The organism is Candidatus Pantoea bituminis (assembly GCF_018842675.1).
Taxonomy (GTDB): Bacteria; Pseudomonadota; Gammaproteobacteria; order Enterobacterales; family Enterobacteriaceae; genus Pantoea; species Pantoea phytostimulans.
Genome location: NZ_JAGTWO010000004.1, coordinates 3038634 through 3056987, shown reverse-complemented (window position 1 = coordinate 3056987; position 18354 = coordinate 3038634). Strand labels below are relative to the sequence as shown.

Annotated in this window: 16 protein-coding genes and 3 pseudogenes; 5 read left to right on the top strand and 14 right to left on the bottom strand. The window is 53.5% G+C overall.

Translation table 11 applies throughout. The annotated features are described in order from the left end of the window. Positions 1-35 precede the first annotated feature (35 nt). The 3 genes from speD to KQP84_RS18265 all read right to left on the bottom strand — a co-directional run bounded on the left by speD (position 36) and on the right by KQP84_RS18265 (position 2197). Positions 36-851, bottom strand: a complete 816-nt coding sequence (gene speD, locus KQP84_RS18275; protein WP_215847596.1) for an adenosylmethionine decarboxylase — start codon at positions 849-851, stop codon at positions 36-38. 8 nt (positions 852-859) lie between these two features. Next, entirely contained in the window at positions 860-1729 is an 870-nt protein-coding gene (gene speE, locus KQP84_RS18270) for a polyamine aminopropyltransferase (protein ID WP_215848336.1), read from the bottom strand. Positions 1730-1849: 120 nt separating this feature from the next. Then, positions 1850-2197: a YacC family pilotin-like protein gene (locus KQP84_RS18265; RefSeq protein WP_215847595.1), complete on the bottom strand. Its 348-nt coding sequence runs from the start codon at positions 2195-2197 to the stop codon at positions 1850-1852. A gap of 179 nt (positions 2198-2376) precedes the next feature. Between KQP84_RS18265 and cueO the strand changes: the two genes are divergently transcribed. Then, a complete protein-coding gene (cueO, locus tag KQP84_RS18260; RefSeq protein WP_215847594.1) occupies positions 2377-3966 on the top strand; it encodes a multicopper oxidase CueO in 1590 nt (529 codons plus the stop codon). 2 nt (positions 3967-3968) lie between these two features. On the opposite strand, the gene KQP84_RS18255 is transcribed toward cueO, so the two are convergent. Further along, complete coding sequence (locus KQP84_RS18255; RefSeq protein WP_215847593.1) at positions 3969-5252, bottom strand: cystathionine gamma-synthase family protein; 1284 nt, start codon at positions 5250-5252, stop codon at positions 3969-3971. A 164-nt stretch (positions 5253-5416) separates the two neighbouring features. Here KQP84_RS18255 and hpt point away from each other — a divergent pair, with 164 nt between their 5' ends. After that, positions 5417-5953, top strand: coding sequence for a hypoxanthine phosphoribosyltransferase (gene hpt / locus KQP84_RS18250; RefSeq protein ID WP_215847592.1), 537 nt, complete (start codon positions 5417-5419; stop codon positions 5951-5953). A gap of 193 nt (positions 5954-6146) precedes the next feature. Here hpt and can read toward each other — a convergent pair whose 3' ends face one another. Next, positions 6147-6809 (bottom strand): carbonate dehydratase, encoded by a 663-nt coding sequence (can, locus tag KQP84_RS18245; RefSeq protein ID WP_215847591.1) that lies wholly within the window; start codon positions 6807-6809, stop codon positions 6147-6149. A 107-nt stretch (positions 6810-6916) separates the two neighbouring features. Here can and KQP84_RS18240 point away from each other — a divergent pair. Together KQP84_RS18240 and KQP84_RS18235 are read left to right on the top strand one after the other, a co-directional pair. Further along, positions 6917-7842: pseudogene (locus KQP84_RS18240) on the top strand (ABC transporter ATP-binding protein). Continuing rightward, positions 7839-8609: an ABC transporter permease gene (locus tag KQP84_RS18235; RefSeq protein WP_215847590.1), complete on the top strand. Its 771-nt coding sequence runs from the start codon at positions 7839-7841 to the stop codon at positions 8607-8609. Before KQP84_RS18240 ends, KQP84_RS18235 begins: the two are co-directional and overlap by 4 nt. Positions 8610-8679: 70 nt before the next feature. On the opposite strand, the gene panD is transcribed toward KQP84_RS18235, so the two are convergent. The 9 genes and pseudogenes from panD to thpR form a co-directional block, all read right to left on the bottom strand. Next, the gene (gene panD / locus KQP84_RS18230) at positions 8680-9060 is read right to left on the bottom strand and encodes an aspartate 1-decarboxylase (RefSeq protein ID WP_215847589.1); all 381 of its coding nucleotides are present in this window, start codon (positions 9058-9060) and stop codon (positions 8680-8682) included. 50 nt (positions 9061-9110) lie between these two features. Then, positions 9111-9965 carry a pantoate--beta-alanine ligase gene (panC, locus tag KQP84_RS18225; RefSeq protein WP_215847588.1) on the bottom strand — a complete coding sequence of 285 codons (855 nt, stop codon included), beginning with the start codon at positions 9963-9965 and terminating at the stop codon, positions 9111-9113. Positions 9966-9980: 15 nt separating this feature from the next. Further along, positions 9981-10775 carry a 3-methyl-2-oxobutanoate hydroxymethyltransferase gene (gene panB, locus KQP84_RS18220; RefSeq protein ID WP_215847587.1) on the bottom strand — a complete coding sequence of 265 codons (795 nt, stop codon included), beginning with the start codon at positions 10773-10775 and terminating at the stop codon, positions 9981-9983. Between the two features lie 85 nt (positions 10776-10860). Further along, positions 10861-11345: pseudogene (folK, locus tag KQP84_RS18215) on the bottom strand (2-amino-4-hydroxy-6-hydroxymethyldihydropteridine diphosphokinase). Continuing rightward, entirely contained in the window at positions 11342-12754 is a 1413-nt protein-coding gene (gene pcnB, locus KQP84_RS18210) for a polynucleotide adenylyltransferase PcnB (protein ID WP_215848335.1), read from the bottom strand. Before pcnB ends, folK begins: the two are co-directional and overlap by 4 nt. 40 nt (positions 12755-12794) lie before the next feature. Next, positions 12795-13724 carry a tRNA glutamyl-Q(34) synthetase GluQRS gene (gene gluQRS / locus KQP84_RS18205; RefSeq protein ID WP_215848334.1) on the bottom strand — a complete coding sequence of 310 codons (930 nt, stop codon included), beginning with the start codon at positions 13722-13724 and terminating at the stop codon, positions 12795-12797. 73 nt (positions 13725-13797) lie between these two features. After that, positions 13798-14253, bottom strand: a complete 456-nt coding sequence (gene dksA / locus KQP84_RS18200) for an RNA polymerase-binding protein DksA (RefSeq protein ID WP_008925615.1) — start codon at positions 14251-14253, stop codon at positions 13798-13800. 246 nt (positions 14254-14499) lie between these two features. Further along, positions 14500-15204 carry a DNA/RNA nuclease SfsA gene (sfsA, locus tag KQP84_RS18195; protein ID WP_215847586.1) on the bottom strand — a complete coding sequence of 235 codons (705 nt, stop codon included), beginning with the start codon at positions 15202-15204 and terminating at the stop codon, positions 14500-14502. 11 nt (positions 15205-15215) lie between these two features. Beyond that, positions 15216-15743 (bottom strand): RNA 2',3'-cyclic phosphodiesterase, encoded by a 528-nt coding sequence (thpR, locus tag KQP84_RS18190; RefSeq protein ID WP_215847585.1) that lies wholly within the window; start codon positions 15741-15743, stop codon positions 15216-15218. A gap of 36 nt (positions 15744-15779) precedes the next feature. Between thpR and hrpB the strand changes: the two are divergent. Further along, a pseudogene (gene hrpB, locus KQP84_RS18185) lies at positions 15780-18262 on the top strand (ATP-dependent helicase HrpB). Positions 18263-18354: the final 92 nt, after the last annotated feature.

Below are 18354 nucleotides of genomic sequence, written 5' to 3'. Positions count from 1 at the left end.
CAGCGAGCACCTAACTTAGCCTGCAGAGGCAGCCACTACAGCGTCTTCAAACCCATTGAAGGTATGTTACGGCCGTAGTAAATCTCACGCATCTCTTTCCACAGCAAATCAGTAATGCGCTTGTGTTCTTGTGGGCTGAGATCTTCCGGCTTGGTATTAAACAGGTAATGTTTCAGTTCAAAATCTTTCAGCATCATCTTGGTATGAAAGATGTTTTCCTGATAGACATTCACGTCCACCATGTCATACATCGCTTTCATGTCATCTGACATGAAGTTCTGAATCGAGTTGATCTCGTGATCGATGAAATGCTTCAACCCATTCACGTCACGGGTGAAGCCGCGCACGCGATAATCAACCGTAACGATGTCCGATTCGAGCTGGTGAATCAAATAATTCAGCGCTTTCAGCGGTGAAATCACGCCACAGGTGGAGACTTCAATGTCTGCGCGGAAGGTACAAAGTCCGCCTTCGGGGTGGCTTTCGGGATAGGTGTGTACGCAGATATGGCTCTTGTCGAGATGAGCAACCACCGAATTCGGCAGCGGGCCAGGATGCTCCGAGTTATCGATATCTTTCGGATCGATCGGCTCTTCGCTCACCAGTATGGTCACGCTCGCGCCCTGCGGCTCATAATCCTGGCGTGCGATATTCAGCACGTTGGCACCAATGATCGAACAGGTTTCCGTCAAAATTTCAGTCAAACGGGTCGCGTTATATTGCTCGTCAATGTAGGCGATATAGCCATCGCGCTCAGCTTCCGTATTTGCATAGCAAATATCGTAAATACAAAAACTCAGGCTTTTAGTCAGGTTGTTGAAGCCATGTAGTTTTAGCTTTTGCAATTTCATTCACCCCCTTATAAATGCTCGGTCTGTGACAAAGCATTCAACAGATATTGCGGCAGGGCAAAGCTGCCGGTATGGATTGCCGCGTTGTAGTAACGGCAGTTCAGGCCAGCGGTCTCGAAACGCGTCTGCAAGGTTGCAGCGTCGAGCTGGCGCAACGCAGGATTGTCGCTCGCCCAGGCAAACGTCATGATGCCGCCGTAATAGGTCGGAATCGCGGCTTGGTAGAAACTGACATCGGCAAAGTAGTGGCTAAGTTTGCGATGGCTGTTGATGGCTTCGTCCTGTTGCAAGAAACACACGCCATTTTGCGCCACGAAGATGCCATTTTCATTAAGGGCATTCTTGCAGCCAGCATAGAATTCTGAGGTGAACAAACTCTCGCCTGGGCCGATAGGATCGGTACAGTCAGAGATAATCACATCAAATTTTTCATGGGTTTGATTAACGAAGTTGACGCCATCATCAATCACCAGCGTGAAGCGCGGATCGTCATAGGCACCGGCGCTGTGATTGGGCAAATATTGACGGCAAAAAGTGACGACGCCCGCATCAATTTCCACCATGGTGATTTTTTCAATCTGCGGATGGCGTGAGACTTCACGTAACATCGCGCCATCGCCACCGCCAATAATCAGTACGCTTTTGGCTGCACCGTGCGCCAGAATTGGCACGTGCGTCATCATTTCATGATAGATAAACTCATCACGTTCAGTGGTTTGTACCACACCATCCAACGCCATCACGCGGCCCATCTCCGCATTTTCGAAGATGATTAAATCCTGATGCGCTGTCTTTTCCCGATAGAGTTGTTTATCGACGGTAAAATACTGTCCAAAACCAGCATGAAGCGTTTCATACCACGTTTCTTTTTGGGCCATTTTTTGGGGCATGGTAGGCTCTCCTCTAATGACATCGCCATGAAAATGGGCGGCACATCATAGCTAACTCTGACCGTGGTTGCACGGTCAAATGTTCAGCAGGAGAGCGGGTTCTGCGGGTTATTTAACGTAGGCAAGCAGGCTTAAAGAATCACGCGCCAGGGACTTACACTTTTTGTCATTGGCGATCGCAATACCGCTTAAATCACGATAGCTATCTTCGCCAAGCGCCTTCATGTTGTAGTTGCTGTAATTGCTTAAATCCCAGCGATTTTGTTGCGCAAAAAATACCAATGCTTTACGAATCTGCGCATCGGGTAAATCTTGATAGCCGCAGTCGTTTTTCAAATAAACGAACACCGCCGTGAGATCGGCCAGATCTTCGGCTTCGGATTCGCTCAAGGCAAAGCTGGTGGAGGAGAAGCCAAGGAGTCCTGACAACAGCAGGATCTTGATGCTCTTCTTCATAGTCATTCTCTTCAAGGGATAATCTTATTGACGTTAGCACAGTTGTTAACAGGTTTTCGATTAATTTGCCCGCTACCGCAGAGGACCGCATTTTTTCGGGCGATTCTGGTGGGAATGCTTGACCTTCCCATTAGGTCAGGGTTTAGGCTATGCCCTCTCTTGTCACAAGGATGATTACCATGCAACGTCGCCATTTCCTCAAACTCACCGCTGCACTGAGCGCGGCGGGTGCGCTGCCGCTCTGGAGCCGCTCGCTAATGGCGGCTGAACGCCCGCTGCTGCAAATTCCTTCTTTACTGGAACCGGATAGCAGAGGCCAATACAACCTCACCGCCAGGCAAGGCAGCACGCAGTGGAAGGGCAAAGACGTTCCAACCTGGGGTTATAATGGCAATCTGCTCGGGCCGGCGTTGGTGTTACAAAGTGGCAAGGCAGTCACGGTAAATATTCACAACCGGCTCAACGAAGCGACGACGCTGCACTGGCATGGTTTGGAAATCCCCGGCGCGGTTGACGGCGGACCGCACGCCAGCATTGCGCCCGGCACGACGCGGCAAGTGACATTTACGCCCGATCAACCGGCGGCAACCTGTTGGTATCATCCACATTTACATGGCAAAACCGGTCATCAAGTGGCACAGGGTTTGGCTGGATTGGTGCTGTTAGAAGATAATGAATCCGGCAAATTACGTCTGCCCACGCAGTGGGGCGCAGATGATGTACCGCTGATTTTTCAGGACAAACTGCTCACAAAGCAGGGCGATCGTATCGATTATCAACTGGATATCATGCGTGCCGCGGTGGGCTGGTTTGGCGACATGATGCTGACCAACGGCGTGCAGTATCCGCAACATGCTGTGCCACGTGGCTGGCTGCGTTTGCGCCTGCTCAACGGGTGTAACGCCCGTTCGCTGCACATCGCTGCCAGCGATAAACGTCCACTGTATGTGATCGGCAGTGACGGCGGTTTGCTGGCTGAACCTGTCAAAATTGCGTCGCTGCCTTTGTTACCGGGTGAACGTTTTGAGGTGATGATTGACACTTCTGACGGCAACGCCTTTGACATCGTGACATTGCCTGTTGAGCAAATGGGTATGACGTTGGCACCGTTCGACCAGCCCTTGCCGCTGGTGCAGATTTTACCGCTGCGCGTGATGGCCAGCGCCACGTTACCCGACACGTTAGCCACGTTGCCTGTTATACCAAAAACCGAAGGGCTCAATACGCGCTGGCTGCAACTGATGATGGATCCGCAGCTTGACCAGCAAGGTATGCAGGCATTAATGCAGCGCTATGGCGAGAAAGCGATGGGCAAGGGCCACCATGAGATGAAAATGGGCGGCGGTGATAGCAGCATGGCGCACGGCGAACATTCAATGGATCACGGCGCACCAAACCAGCAAAAAACCGCAGCGGCCTATGACTTCCACAACGGCAATAAAATCAATGGTCAGGCGTTTAATATGGCTAAGCCGATGTTCAATGTCGAGCTGGGCGCGGTAGAGAAGTGGACGATCTCCGGGGAAGGCGACAGCATGCTGCATCCCTTCCATATTCACGGTACGCAGTTCCGCATTTTATCGGAGAATGGCAAACCGCCAGCCCCGCATCGTCAGGGCTGGAAAGATATCGTGAATGTTGACGGCTGGCGCAGCGAAGTGCTGGTGCGCTTCAACTACGTTGCCGCCGCCGAACAGGCTTATATGGCGCACTGTCATCTGCTGGAGCATGAAGATACCGGCATGATGCTGGGCTTCACCGTGACCTAAATTCAGGCGATATCAAGCGCCAGCTTAATGTCTTCTATCAGGTCATCCGCATTCTCGATGCCAATCGACAAACGCACGGTAGCGTCAGTAATGCCAATCCGCTGACGCACCGCTTCCGGCACGCCCGAATGGGTGGTGCTGCCAGGATGGCTGGCCAGCGATTCGGTACCGCCAAGGCTGACGGCCTGTTTGAACAGCGCTAGCGCATTAAGAAAACGAAACGCAGCTGGCTGGCCGCCAACGATATCAAATGAAAAGGTTGAGCCGGCGCCGTGACATTGCTCACGGTAGGTTTTTCCTTCTGCGCTCTCTGCATCCAGATAGGGCAGCCAATGCAGCTTTTCCACTTTCGCATGGTCGCGTAAAAATGCAGCCACCGCTTCGGCGTTATGCCAGGCTTTTTCCATGCGCAGCGACAGTGTTTCCAGCGAGCGACCAATCATCCAGCTGGAATGGGGATCGAGCTGCATACCAATCGCGCTGCGTAAGGCACGGATTTTTGTCATCAGCGCTTTACTGCCCATCGCCGCGCCAGCAATTAAATCAGAATGCCCACCCACATATTTGGTCAGTGAATAGAGCGACACGTCCGCGCCCAGCGTCAGCGGTTGCTGAAACAGCGGGCCAAGCAGGGTGTTGTCACAAGCCACGATCGGACGTGATCCTTGCTGCTGATCAATCTCGTCGGCGATGCGCGCAATCAAGGCGATATTTACCAAACTGTTGGTCGGGTTGGCGGGCGTTTCAATCAGGATCATCGCCACCCGACCTTGCGCCATTGCGCGCTGTGCAGCGTCACGCACTTTGCTTTCATCATTGCCATCGCTGAAACCCACCGCCTGAATATCCAGATTATGCAGCGTCTTACTCAACAGCGTTTCGGTGCCGCCATAGAGCGGTTGCGAATGCAGAATGACTTCGCCAGGACGGGAGAAGGCCAGCAGCGTGGTTGAAATTGCCGCCATGCCCGATGCAAACAGGGCACAGCTTTCAGCGTGTTCGTAAATCGCTAGCCGATCCTCAACAATTTCGCTGTTGGGATGGTTGAAGCGCGAATAGACTAACCCGCCAGTTTTCCCTTCTGGCGGTTCTTTGCGTCCTGAGACGTAATCAAAAAAATCACGTCCTTCTTCAGCACTGTTAAAAACAAAGGTGGAGGTGAGGAAAACCGGCGGTTTAACCGCGCCTTCTGAGAGGCGTGGATCAAAGCCGTAATTCAGCATTTGCGTTTCAGGATGAAGGGGACGATCGCCTATGTGGGTCTTTTTACTGGATGAAGAGGTCATGAAATCTCCGGCTAACCTGGGTTAACGAGCAGCGTACGATTCATACAGTTAACGCTACTGCATCCTTTTTCGCCACGGTAACGTTTGCCTTTGCCGTACGGCGTCAGCGGCGGTATCGACTATGATAGACTTCGTGGCTTTCTGACGTAACCGGGCTGAACGCAATGAAACACACTGTTGAAGTGATGATCCCTGAGCAGGCAATCGCCGAGCGCATCGCCGAACTGGGCAAAGAGATTACCGAGCATTACCGCGACAGCGGCAGTGACATGGTACTTGTCGGGCTGCTACGCGGCTCCTTTATGTTTATGGCCGATCTGTGCCGTGCCATCGATGTTTCGCATGAAGTCGATTTTATGACGGCATCAAGCTACGGCAGCGGCATGTCTACCACGCGTGATGTGAAGATCCTGAAAGATTTGGATGAAGATATTCGTGGTAAAGATGTGCTGATCGTGGAAGACATCATCGACTCCGGTAATACACTGAGCAAAGTGCGTGAAATCCTGGCATTGCGCCAACCGAAATCGCTGGCAATTTGTACTCTGCTGGATAAACCGGAACGTCGTGAAGTTGAAGTAAAAGTAGAATATGTCGGTTTTACTATTCCCGATGAATTCGTGGTGGGCTTCGGTATCGACTATGCGCAGCGCTACCGTAATCTGCCTTATATCGGTAAAGTCGTTCCGCTCGAAGCATAAGCACCGCACATTCTTCCAAGGCTACGACAGCCTGCTTAGTGTAGGCTTGTCGCCGCGATACCCATCATTCTTCACGCTGCAGATGCGCTGGCTACCTGTGTTTATCCGAATCACTGACCTGAGTCAGCTCATCGGGATAAATACGCTTGCCGTGTGGCTGCAACGAGAATGATTTAGGGTATATCCAGACGGATTACTGCGGGCTTTCGGAATTGACCAATAAATTGGCAATGCCGTGGCGATAACGTTGCTCAAGGATTTCGCGGCTGTTGGCGGTGACATCAAGGTTACGCAAGCAGCCGTCCTGAATACCGTATACCCAGCCGTGCAGCGAAACATTCTGCCCGCGTTTCCAGGCGGATTGCAGGATGGTAGAGTGTCCAAGGTTATAAACTTGCTCAACCACGTTGATTTCGCACAGTTTATCGAGGCGCTTATCCGGCGGGAGTTCCCCCAACAACACGCTATGCTTGTACCAGAGATCGCGAATGTGCAGCAGCCAGTTGTTGATCAAACCCAGCTCCGGGTTATCCATCGCCGCCTGTACACCACCGCAGCCATAATGGCCGCAAACAATGACGTGTTCAACTTCCAGCACTTCGATGGCGTATTGCACCACGGAAAGGCAGTTGAGATCGGTGTGAACTACCAGATTGGCCACGTTGCGATGAACAAAAAGTTCGCCCGGTTCAAGTCCGGTGAGGCGCTCGGCGGGAACGCGGCTGTCTGAACAGCCAATCCACAAAAAGCGGGGTTTTTGTGCCTGGGCAAGCCGCTCAAAAAAGCCGGGATCTTCTTCGACCAGTAATTTGGACCATTCGCGGTTATTACTGATCAGGGTATCGATGTCTGTCATGGCGTGAGCGACCTGTTACTGCGCGTTGTGCGTGGGCGTACTATAGGCGAAGGCTTAATAATTTCAAACGGCATAAAAATGCCACTACAACAGGGTATGGATTCGTAATGACTTATGCACTGGAACTTTCCCGGTTAACTAAAACCTATCCCGGCGGCATGCAGGCGCTGAAAGGGATCGATCTTAACGTTGAGGCGGGCGACTTTTATGCGCTGCTGGGACCAAACGGCGCCGGTAAATCCACCACTATCGGTATTATTAGCTCGCTGGTGAATAAGACCGAAGGCAGCGTGCGGGTATTTGGTTACGACCTGGAAAAAGATGTGGTAAATGCCAAACGGCAGCTCGGATTGGTGCCGCAGGAGTTCAACTTTAACCCGTTTGAAACCGTCATGCAGATTGTCGTGAATCAGGCGGGTTATTACGGCGTTGAACGTCGAGAAGCCAATACGCGCGCTGAAAAATACCTGAAGCAGCTCGATCTGTGGGAAAAACGCAACGAGCGTGCGCGTATGCTTTCCGGGGTATGAAGCGTCGCCTGATGATTGCTCGCGCCTTAATGCATGAACCCAAGCTGCTGATTCTTGATGAACCCACCGCCGGCGTAGATATTGAGCTGCGCCGTTCAATGTGGGTGTTTCTGAAAGATCTCAATGCGAAAGGCACCACCATTATCCTTACCACGCACTATCTGGAAGAGGCCGAAATGCTGTGCCGCAATATTGGCATTATCCAGAGCGGTGAATTGGTGGAAAACACCTCCATGAAAGGTTTGCTCTCCAAGCTGAAATCGGAAACCTTCATTCTTGATTTAGCCCCGCGCAGCCCGCTGCCAGCACTGGAAGGTTTTCAGTATCGCTTGGTTGATACCTCAACGCTGGAAGTGGAAGTGATGCGTGAACAGGGATTAAACAGCGTATTCAGCCAGCTTAGTGCGCAGGGCGTTCAGGTATTGAGTATGCGTAACAAAGCCAACCGACTGGAAGAGTTGTTCGTCGGCCTGGTGCAGGGAAAAACAGGAGCAAAAGCATGACACATTTGTACTGGGTGGCGTTAAAGAGCATCTGGAGCAAGGAAATTAACCGCTTTGCCCGCATCTGGATTCAGACGCTGGTGCCGCCGGTAATTACCATGACGCTCTATTTCATTATCTTCGGTAATCTGATCGGTTCACGCATTGGCGATATGCATGGTTTTAGCTACATGCAGTTTATTGTGCCGGGCTTAATCATGATGTCGGTGATCACCAATGCTTACGCTAACGTGGCGTCATCCTTCTTCAGCGCGAAGTTCCAACGCAACATTGAAGAGCTGTTAGTCGCGCCCGTTCCCACACACATTATCATCGCTGGATATGTTGGTGGTGGTGTCGCGCGCGGCGTGTGCGTCGGTATTTTGGTTACAGCAATCTCTCTGTTTTTTGTGCCGTTCCACGTGCATTCATGGACGATGGTGGCAGTAACCTTGTTACTGACAGCAATTTTGTTCTCACTGGCGGGTCTGCTGAATGCCGTGTTTGCGCGAACTTTTGATGACATCAGCTTGATTCCAACCTTTGTGCTGACACCGTTAACCTACCTTGGCGGCGTGTTCTATTCGCTGACGCTGCTGCCACCGTTCTGGCAAATGGTGTCGAAACTGAACCCGGTGGTTTATATGATCAGCGGGTTCCGCTTTGGTTTTCTGGGTATCAACGATGTGCCGATCATTTTCACGTTGTCGGTGCTGATCGGCTTTATTGTGGTGTTTTATATCTTGGTGTATAGCCTGATTCAGCGTGGCCGCGGTTTACGCAGCTAATCGCAGCATCAGCAATATAAATAACGCAGCTCAGGCTGCGTTATTTTATTGGAGCGAATAGCACAAAGCGTCAGGCTACCTGTACGGGCAACGCTTTCGCCAGGCGCTTCATCTGGTTGTCGCCTTCAAAATAGGCCACTTTAGGCTGCCATGTCCGCGCTTCAGCCTCTTCCACCTGCACATACGAGCAGATAATCAGAATATCGCCTTCACAGGCACAACGCGCCGCTGCACCATTCACGGAAATGATTTTTGAGCCGCGTTCAGCCGCAATGGCGTAGGTTGAAAAGCGCTGACCGTTGGTCACGTTGTAGATATCAATCGCTTCGTATTGCAGGATGCCTGAGGCATCAAGAAAATCCTGGTCGATAGCGCAGGAACCTTCATAATTCAGGTCCGCTTGCGTCACTTTCACCCGATGTAACTTACCTTGTAAAACGGTACGAATCATAGCCAAAACCTTTCTTATGCAGCGGAAAAAATCTCTCCAGCAACAGCGAATTACTGGGTGAGATCGACCTGTTTGTTATCGATTAAACGCGCGTTGCCGAGCCACGCCGCCATTAATACCACCGCGCACTGACTGTCGACCGTCAAGGGTTGCAGCGTCTCAGCATCACAAATGGCCAGCCCATCTGGACGTAAGCCTTTTTCCAGCAATGATTGGTTAGCGGCTTCAATCATCTCATCAACGTGCCGTTCGCCATTAGCCAACTGCGTGGCGATCTCATTCATCACCTGACTTAACGCCGGTGCCAGCTTGCGTTCGTCATCGCTGAGATAGCCATTACGTGAGCTCAGCGCCAGGCCATCTTTGGCACGCACGGTAGGCACGCCAACAATGTCGATATCAAAGCCCATGTCCGCCACCATTTTGCGGATGATCGCCAGCTGCTGGAAATCTTTCTCACCAAAGCAGGCGATATCGGGCTGAACCAGATTAAATAACTTGCTCACGATAGTGGCAACGCCACGGAAATGACCCGGACGGCTGGCGCCTTCCAGCAGTGAAGAAAGTACCGGCACTTCAACAAAGGTCTGGTTTTTAGTGCCGTGCGGATAGACTTCGGCCGGAGAGGGCGCAAACACCACATCTACACCGCGACGGTTCAGCTTTTCGCAATCTTCCTGCAAGGTGCGTGGATAGCGCGCTAAATCGTCGGCACGATCAAATTGCATCGGGTTAACAAAAACCGACACGATAACGATGTCGCCGCGGTTACGCGCTTCATCAACCAGCGTTAAATGTCCGTCGTGAAGATTACCCATGGTCGGCACCAATGCGATGCGTTTGCCTTCCTGACGCCAGCGGCGCACTTCACGGCGCAGCAACGGCAGCGTTTCAATGATCAGCACTGCAATTCTCCTGAATTACTGGAAACTGTGTTCAGCGGCGGGGTAAGCCCCAGACTCCACTTCGGCAATATAGTGGCGAATCGCCGCGCGAATGTCGCCGGTCTCGGCCAGGAAATTTTTAGCGAATTTGGGAATGTGCCCGCCGGTAATGCCAAAGGCATCATGCATCACTAAAATCTGACCATCGGTGGCGTTACCGGCACCAATACCAATCACGGGAATGGTCAACGCTTCGGTGATGCGCTTCGCCAGCGCGACCGGCACGCATTCAAGCACCAGTAACTGTGCACCTGCTGCTTCCAGTGCCAATGCATCAGCCAGCACGCGTTCAGCACCTGCCTCATCACGACCTTGCACTTTATAGCCACCAAAAATATTCACCGACTGCGGCGTTAACCCGAGATGACCACATACCGGCACCGCACGATCGGCGAGCATACGTACGGTCTCAGCCAGCCACTCACCGCCTTCAATTTTCACCATGTTGGCCCCGGCGCGCATCAGCTGCGCGGCATTCTCGAAGGTTTGCTCAGGCGTGGCGTAACTCATGAAGGGCAGGTCAGAAAGCAGCAGCGACTGCGGCGCACCACGACGTACTGCCGCCGTGTGATAAGCAATATCGCTAACCGTAACCGGTAATGTCGAGTCGTGACCTTGAACCGTCATGCCAAGAGAATCACCGACCAGCAGCACCTGAATACCTTCATCAGCAAACAGGCGAGCAAAACTGAAATCGTAAGCGGTCAGCGTTGCGAATTTTTTACCGCTGGCTTTCCACTGGCGTAAATGGGAAATCGTGGTGGGTTTCATAACCTTCTCAACTCAGGGAGTTCTGATGGGCGAAGTTTACTGGATAGCGTCAAGGAGCGGAATGAAAGAAGTGCTATTGTGCGGTTCAGGCGTGCCAGAGGCGAATATTGCTGGCATCCAGTGTAGGAAGAAAGGTTTTGAGTGCGCGTCCATCGGGCAGGGCAACATCGGGCGCAATCTCAAGCAGCGGCAGCAGCATAAAGGCGCGATTCAGCATGTCGTAATGCGGCACGATAAGGCGTTCGGTATTGATCTCCGCTTCGCCAAACAGCATGACGTCAATGTCCAGCGTGCGCGGCCCCAACGCTCAGCTTTGCGTACGCGACCATGCTCAAGCTCGATGCGTTGAGTGTGGTCGAGCAGGCTTTCTGGCGACAGCTGGGTTTCCAGCGCGACGGCAGCGTTAAGATAATCTGGCTGATCCGCTGGACCGTAAGGCGGGGTGCGATAAAACGCGGAGGTGGCGATACGTTGCGTTTCGGGCAGCGCATCCAGCGCTGCCAACGCTGCATCAACCTGATGCAGCGGATCGGCGAGATTACTGCCTAACGCAAGGTAAACGCGGGTCATGACGCGCTTTGATTCCGTGGCGCAGCCGAACGAGGACGACGACGACGCGCTTTACCGCGCGGTGAAGGATCATCACCCAGAGTATTCAGCATGGTTTTCTGATGCGGCGGTGCAGCGACCTGGAATTCACCCCACCACTGGCTCAGGCGCAACAGCTCTGGGTTATTCTCAACTTCAGCACGCAGCGCCAGCAAATCGTAGGCTGCACGGAATTTTGGATGCTCCATCAGCTTCCACGCTCGTTTACCGTGACGGCGAGACATACGCAGCTGGAGTTGCCAAATATCGCGAATCAGCGAAGTAATACGTTTGGGAATCGCCAGCGCTTTGCAGGCTTCATCCAGCGTATCGTTCATCGCCATGGCAAAGGCTTCGAAGTAGGTCAGGCCACTTTCCTGTGCAATGCGCTCGGCAGTTTCCAACTGGGGATACCAGAACATGGCAGCAAACAAAAATGCCGGGTTTACGCGCATATCGTTGTGGATGCGGTTATCGGTATTTTTCAGCACCTGCGCCAGCATGCGTTCCATGAAGCTATCACCGTTTTCGGTGAAGTTGCGTGACAGCGTCGGGAACAGCGGCTGGAATAACTGGTATTCGCACAGCTTGAGATAAGTACTGTAACCGTAACCGGCTTGCAGCAGCTTAAGCGACTCTTCAAACAGGCGCGCTGGCGGAATGTCACGTAATAGCGTGGCCAGGCGAGGAATCGGCTCCGCGGTCTCTGGTGCAATGCGCATGTTCAATTTGGCGGCGAAACGCGCCACGCGCAGCATCCGCACCGGATCTTCGCGATAGCGGGTTTCCGGATCGCCAATCAGTCGAATAATGCCTTCCTGCAAATCGTGCAGGCCGCCGACGTAATCGCGCACGCTGAAATCAGCCACGCTGTAATAAAGGCTATTGATGGTGAGATCGCGACGCTGCGCATCATCTTCAATATTGCCAAAGATGTTATCGCGCAACAGCATGCCGCTTTGAGCGCGCTGCGACGTGTTGCGATCGTCCACTTCCTCTTCAGCCTGATGGTGACCACGGAAAGTCGCGACCTCAATCACTTCCGGGCCAAACATCACATGGGCCAAACGGAAACGGCGACCCACCAGCCGACAGTTGCGGAACAGCTTACGCATCTGCTCTGGCGTGGCATTGGTGGTCACGTCGAAGTCCTTCGGCTTTTGCCCTAACAGCAAATCGCGCACGCCGCCGCCTACCAGATAGGCTTCGTAACCGGCTTTATTCAGGCGATACAGCACTTTGAGGGCATTTTCGCTGATGTCTTTGCGTGAGATGATATGGCTTTCACGAGGAATAATGGTCATAAGACGCTCGGGTTCAACCTCTACTGGTGCCTCCTCGTCATCACGCTTAAGGACTTTTCTGCAAAAATTAGCTACTCGGGTAAAAATGGGACACCTCGACAGTGACGTAAAAAGGGTGTGGGTAAAATCAGCGGCTAATCATAGCCTGTTGAGAACCGTTTGAGAATGCTGTTGTCCTGGCATCCGGTTTCAGAGCGTTGTCTTGAGGGATCAAAGCGATATTCCACTGTGACACCGCACGAGACAGCAGTTTCTCCTGCGTTTCGTCCTGCCAGTTCTCATCAACCTGCTGACCAAGAAAGCGTAGCGCCTCAACCAATAGCGGCCGTGCATCACCTTGAGGCAATGGCGGCGCATGATTTTGCTTCGAAAGCTTATTGCCGTCAGCATTGATCGCCAGCGGCAAATGCAGATATTGCGGCACCGCCCAGCCAAATTGCTGATAAAGCGCGATCTGCCTTACCGTGGGTTCAATCAAGTCAGCACCGCGAACAATTTCGGTCACACCCTGGAAATAATCGTCAACCACCACCGCCAGGTTATAAGCGAACAACCCATCGCGACGATGAATAATAAAGTCTTCCTGCGCCAGACGAGGATCGGCCTGCAACGTGCCGCGTAGGCGATCGGTAAATTCATTCACCGGCGCATGCTGACGCAGACGTAATGCGGCGTTTTCCGATCCCCGCTGTAAATCACGGCAATGACCATCATAAAAGCCGCCCAACTGCTGAATTCGGCTGCGCGGGCAGGTACAAAAGTAGCTTTGACGATGCTGTTGTAGCCAGTCGAGGGCTTCGCGATAAGCTTCATGCCGTTGCGATTGCCACAGCACCTCACCATCCCAATGCAAACCGTATTGTTCAAGCTGCTGCAGAATATGCGTGGCGGCGCCCGGGATTTCACGCGGCGGATCAATATCCTCAATGCGTACCAGCCAGCGACCATTTTGCGCGCGCGCGCTAAGGTAACTGCCTAAAGCAGCGATGAGTGAGCCAAAGTGAAGTTCACCGGAAGGGGATGGGGCGAAGCGCCCAGTGCAAGATGACATTGACATGTGCATTAGAGGTTACCGCGCAACGAGAAAACCTGCAGTTCTCTTGATGCGCGGCAACGAAGTGGCTGCGGCATTAGCCAGCCATTTGTTTCTCGCGGATTTCTGCTAATGTCTTACAGTCGATGCAAAGATCGGCGGTAGGACGCGCTTCAAGACGGCGAATGCCAATCTCTACGCCACAGGAATCGCAATAGCCAAAGTCGTCATCTTCAACTTTCTTCAGCGTTTTTTCGATCTTTTTAATCAGCTTACGTTCGCGATCGCGGTTACGCAGCTCCAGGCTGAATTCCTCTTCCTGCGCGGCACGGTCAACCGGGTCCGGGAAGTTGGCAGCTTCATCCTGCATGTGCGATACGGTGCGATCCACTTCGTCCCGCAGTTGATTACGCCAGGCTTCCAGAATCTTACGAAAATGGGTCAGCTGGGCATCATTCATATACTCTTCGCCCGGTTTTACCTGATAAGGCTCAACCCCAGCGATTGCGAGAATACTCAGGGACGATGTTTTACGGTTTTGCCCTTCTTGCATGTTGTTTCTCCTGGATAACACGCACTATACCCTTCAACTTCTTGCAACAGGTGCGTTGCCGCCTGCCTGCTTCTTGACATCTCTCGGGTACATCGATCCCCCAACGGGGAAAAAACAGGCCGCTATAAATAACAGAAGCAGTCAAGGTTAGCAATTATTCGTGAACGCACCTTGACAAGCCTGTGAGGAGCAGCGTAATTGGCGTCATGCTCAGAACATTCTTAGCACAAATAATTGCTAAAGATATTACAACTTTACTGCAACAGGATTTTTAAGAAACATACCTGCCACCGATAAGTTTGCCTGATACGCCAAAACTTCAACGCCATCCTTCTGCGCCTGGACCAGTTGTTCTGCGTAAGCCGCGTCAATATGACGGGCCGGGGAAACGTCCTCAATCCCCGAGTGCAGAACCGCGAACAACAAGACAGCTCGATGACCTTCAGCGGCAACTGCGCTTAGCTCGCGCAGGTGCTTTTGACCTCGAGTCGTCACCGCATCCGGGAAGTAGCCTTTTCCTTGATGTAAAAGGGTCACGGATTTCACCTCAATATAGCAGTTGCGCTTGTCCTTCGCCTGGAGGAGGAAGTCAATTCGGCTTTTTTCGCTGCCGTACTTCACCTCAGCCTGGCAATGTTCGTAAGCGGATAACTCTGGAATACGTTGCTGGTCCAACGCTTCACGCACTAACTGATTGGCGCGCAAGGTATTAACGCAAATCCAGTGGCCTGATTGCGTCTCAGTAATTTCCCAACTGTGGGGATATTTACGCGTCAGGCTCTCCGACGTGGAATACCACACTGTATCGCCCGGTGTAGCGCAGCCGGTCATTGCACCGGTATTGGCGCAGTGAATCGTCAATGTTTCGCCTTCGGGTGTCACCACATCGGCGAGAAAACGTTTGTAACGGGCAAGTAAACGGGCGGATTTAAGCGGTGGAGAAAAATGCATAGGATTCCTGATCAAGCCTGCAACGGCCAGCTTGCCAGCGCGCGATAACGCGTGCGGCCTTTAGCAAACTCCGAAGCATAAAGAGAAAAATGCGCCACGCGAAAGCGCCAGTGAAAGCCGCGCGGCGGTAGCGCAACCGGCTGGTAAGCGTGGCGTAATAAGGTCACATGCGGATGAAACGGCTGGGGACTTTGTACACAGCCGTGACGCGCAGCTTGGGCTCGCAGCAGGCTGGCGAGCTGTAACAAGCCGCGAGGCGGGCGCTGACAACCGAGCCATACCACGCCGGGACGTGGCCAGTGTCCGGCATCATCAAGATCGACATCAAAACCAGGCTGCACAATGCGTGACGCCAGCGTCTGTAAGCGCTGCGACGTCTCGCTGGAAACCTCGCCCAGAAATGCCAGTGTAATATGCATATTGGCCGCAGCAACCGGGCGTCCAGCCTCTTCAGCAAAGTTTTCTGCCCGCCAACGCACCAGCTGTTGCTGAAGATCGTCGGGCAGGCTGATAGCAAAGAATAAGCGTTGTGTCGGCATGGCGGTCTCCGGCAATCCTCACGGATGGGTGCTACAATGCGCGCCATATTAGCACAGGCGGAATCGGAGTTTGCTGTGAGTGATTTACCCGTCAGCGCGGTGCTGCCTGACATTTTAGCGGCGCTTAACACGGCGTCACAAATCCTGCTGGCCGCGCCAACCGGCGCAGGCAAATCGACCTGGCTGCCGCTGCAATTACTGGAACATGCGGCGCTGCCAGGCCGAATCATTATGCTGGAACCGCGTCGTCTGGCGGCGCGCAACGTGGCGCAGCGGCTGGCGGAACAGCTCAATCAGCAGCCGGGCGAAACCGTGGGTTATCGCATGCGCGGTGAAACCTGCGTTAGCGGTAATACCCGATTAGAGGTCGTGACCGAAGGCATTCTCACCCGGATGTTGCAGCAAGATCCCATGCTGGATGGCGTCTCGTTAGTGATCCTGGATGAGTTTCATGAGCGCAGCCTGCAAGCTGATGTCGCGCTCGCGCTGTTGCTGGACGTGCAGCAAGGTCTGCGCGAAGACCTGAAGATTTTGTTGATGTCGGCAACCCTCGACAATGCCCGTTTGGCGGCGATGCTGCCAGATGCGCCGTTGATCATTTCAGAAGGGCGCAGTTACCCCGTCGAGCGGCGTTACGCATCGCTCAATCAATCGGTTCGCTTCGATGAGGCGGTTGCGCGTGAAGTGGCGCAACTGTTGCGCGAAGAAAGCGGCTCGCTGCTGCTGTTTTTACCCGGTGTCGCAGAGATTGAACGCGTAAAGCACGCGCTGGAATCACGTGTGGCGGAGGATATTGATCTTGCGCCTTTATATGGTGCATTGCCGTTAGCGGCGCAGCGGCGCGCCATTCTTCCTGCACCTGCAGGGCGACGCAAAGTGGTGCTCGCCACCAATATTGCTGAAACCAGCCTGACGATTGAAGGTATTCGCTTGGTGGTCGACAGCGCACTGGAACGCAGCGCGTTGTTTGATGCGCGCAGCGGTGTCACGCGGCTGCAAACCCAGCGCATTAGCCAGGCTTCAATGACGCAGCGCGCCGGACGCGCCGGACGTTTATCGCCCGGCATCTGTTTGCATCTCATTCCTCAAGAACAAGCTTCACGGGCAGCAGCACAAAGCGAAGCGGAAATTCTGCACAGCGATCTCTCATCGTTGTGGCTGGATTTGCTGCAATGGGGCTGTACGCAACCCGAGCAGCTGCAATGGCTCGATTTACCGCCCGCAAAACATCTGCGCGCTGCACAGCAACAGTTAACGCACCTCGGCGCGTTAGCCGACAAGGGTCAACTTAACGCGCAAGGTCGCCGTATGGCGCAGCTCGGTAGCGATCCGCGTTTAGCTGCTATCTTGCTCGCCGCTGGCGAGGATGCTGATGCGGTTGCCAGCGCCGCTTTGCTGGTGGCGATTCTGGAAGATCCCCGCGCAGCGGCAGCGCCGATTTACGGGATGCGCTGCATCGGCCCCAGCCGCACTGGCAACGTCGTGCTCAGCAGTGGCAAAAGCGGCTTAAGGTCAGCGGTGGGCGCGTGGATGAAGATCGCTTTGCCGTCTTGCTGGCTGCGGGATTTGGCGATCGCCTGGCACGACGTCGCGATCAAAGTGGTCGCTATCAGCTGGCTAACGGCCTGGGCGCGAAACTGGATGAGCAGGATGGATTAACGCGTAATGAATGGCTGATTGCGCCTGCGTTGTTACAAGGCAGCGCCGCACCGGATGCACGCATGTTGCTGGCGTTGCCGGTAGATATCGATGCGTTGTGTCGCCAGTATCCCGCGTTGATTGAGCAACGTATGGAAGTGGAATGGGATGATGAAAAAGGCACGTTGCGCGCTTTCAGACGTGAGCAGATCGGGGCGTTAATCCTCAAAACGCAACCGCTGGCGCGCCCTGAACCAGAGGTACTGCATGCCGCGATGCTGCGCTGGATCAGCGAGAAAGGTTTATCGGTGCTCGGCTGGACACCGGAAGCTGAACAGCTGCGTCTGCGTCTACACTGCGCGGTTGAATGGCTGCCGGAAGAGAACTGGCCCGCGATGGACGATGCCGCGTTGCTTGATTCACTGGAGCAATGGCTGTTGCCGCAGATGAGCGCGGTACGCGATCTAAAAAGCCTGCAGTCGGTCAATCTTGTTAGCGCGCTATTACATTTGCTCACATGGTCACAACGTCAGCGGCTGGATACTGTGCTGCCAACTCATTACACTGTGCCGACCGGAAGTCGTCTACCTATTCGCTATCATGCGGATAAGCCTCCGGCGCTGGCGGTGCGGATTCAGGAGATGTTTGGCGAAGCCATCAATCCCGCCGTCGCAGAAGGGCGCGTGCCGCTGGTGCTGGAGCTGTTATCACCCGCACAGCGCCCGCTGCAGATCACCCGTGACCTCGCTGCGTTCTGGCGTGGCGCGTATCTGGACGTCCAAAAAGAGATGAAAGGGCGCTATCCCAAACATCCCTGGCCTGACGATCCAGCAAACGCTTTGCCAACAAGACGCACGAAAAAATATTCCCCGCAAGGTTGAGAACGCTGGATCGAATTCAGAGGGTTCTGCCATGCGGAATGCGATAAAGCAGTTAGAGTAACCGCCTTGCCGATGGCTATGCCTGGAGAACG

Bases quoted from the DNA above. Each gene is read 5' to 3' on its own strand.
- speD (WP_215847596.1), bottom strand. From the start codon at position 851: ATGAAATTGCAAAAGCTAAAACTACATGGCTTCAACAACCTGACTAAA.
- speE (WP_215848336.1), bottom strand. From the start codon at position 1,729: ATGGCCCAAAAAGAAACGTGGTATGAAACGCTTCATGCTGGTTTTGGA.
- KQP84_RS18265 (WP_215847595.1), bottom strand. From the start codon at position 2,197: ATGAAGAAGAGCATCAAGATCCTGCTGTTGTCAGGACTCCTTGGCTTC.
- cueO (WP_215847594.1), top strand. From the start codon at position 2,377: ATGCAACGTCGCCATTTCCTCAAACTCACCGCTGCACTGAGCGCGGCG.
- KQP84_RS18255 (WP_215847593.1), bottom strand. From the start codon at position 5,252: ATGACCTCTTCATCCAGTAAAAAGACCCACATAGGCGATCGTCCCCTT.
- hpt (WP_215847592.1), top strand. From the start codon at position 5,417: ATGAAACACACTGTTGAAGTGATGATCCCTGAGCAGGCAATCGCCGAG.
- can (WP_215847591.1), bottom strand. From the start codon at position 6,809: ATGACAGACATCGATACCCTGATCAGTAATAACCGCGAATGGTCCAAA.
- KQP84_RS18235 (WP_215847590.1), top strand. From the start codon at position 7,839: ATGACACATTTGTACTGGGTGGCGTTAAAGAGCATCTGGAGCAAGGAA.
- panD (WP_215847589.1), bottom strand. From the start codon at position 9,060: ATGATTCGTACCGTTTTACAAGGTAAGTTACATCGGGTGAAAGTGACG.
- panB (WP_215847587.1), bottom strand. From the start codon at position 10,775: ATGAAACCCACCACGATTTCCCATTTACGCCAGTGGAAAGCCAGCGGT.
- gluQRS (WP_215848334.1), bottom strand. From the start codon at position 13,724: ATGTCAATGTCATCTTGCACTGGGCGCTTCGCCCCATCCCCTTCCGGT.
- dksA (WP_008925615.1), bottom strand. From the start codon at position 14,253: ATGCAAGAAGGGCAAAACCGTAAAACATCGTCCCTGAGTATTCTCGCA.
- sfsA (WP_215847586.1), bottom strand. From the start codon at position 15,204: ATGCATTTTTCTCCACCGCTTAAATCCGCCCGTTTACTTGCCCGTTAC.
- thpR (WP_215847585.1), bottom strand. From the start codon at position 15,743: ATGCCGACACAACGCTTATTCTTTGCTATCAGCCTGCCCGACGATCTT.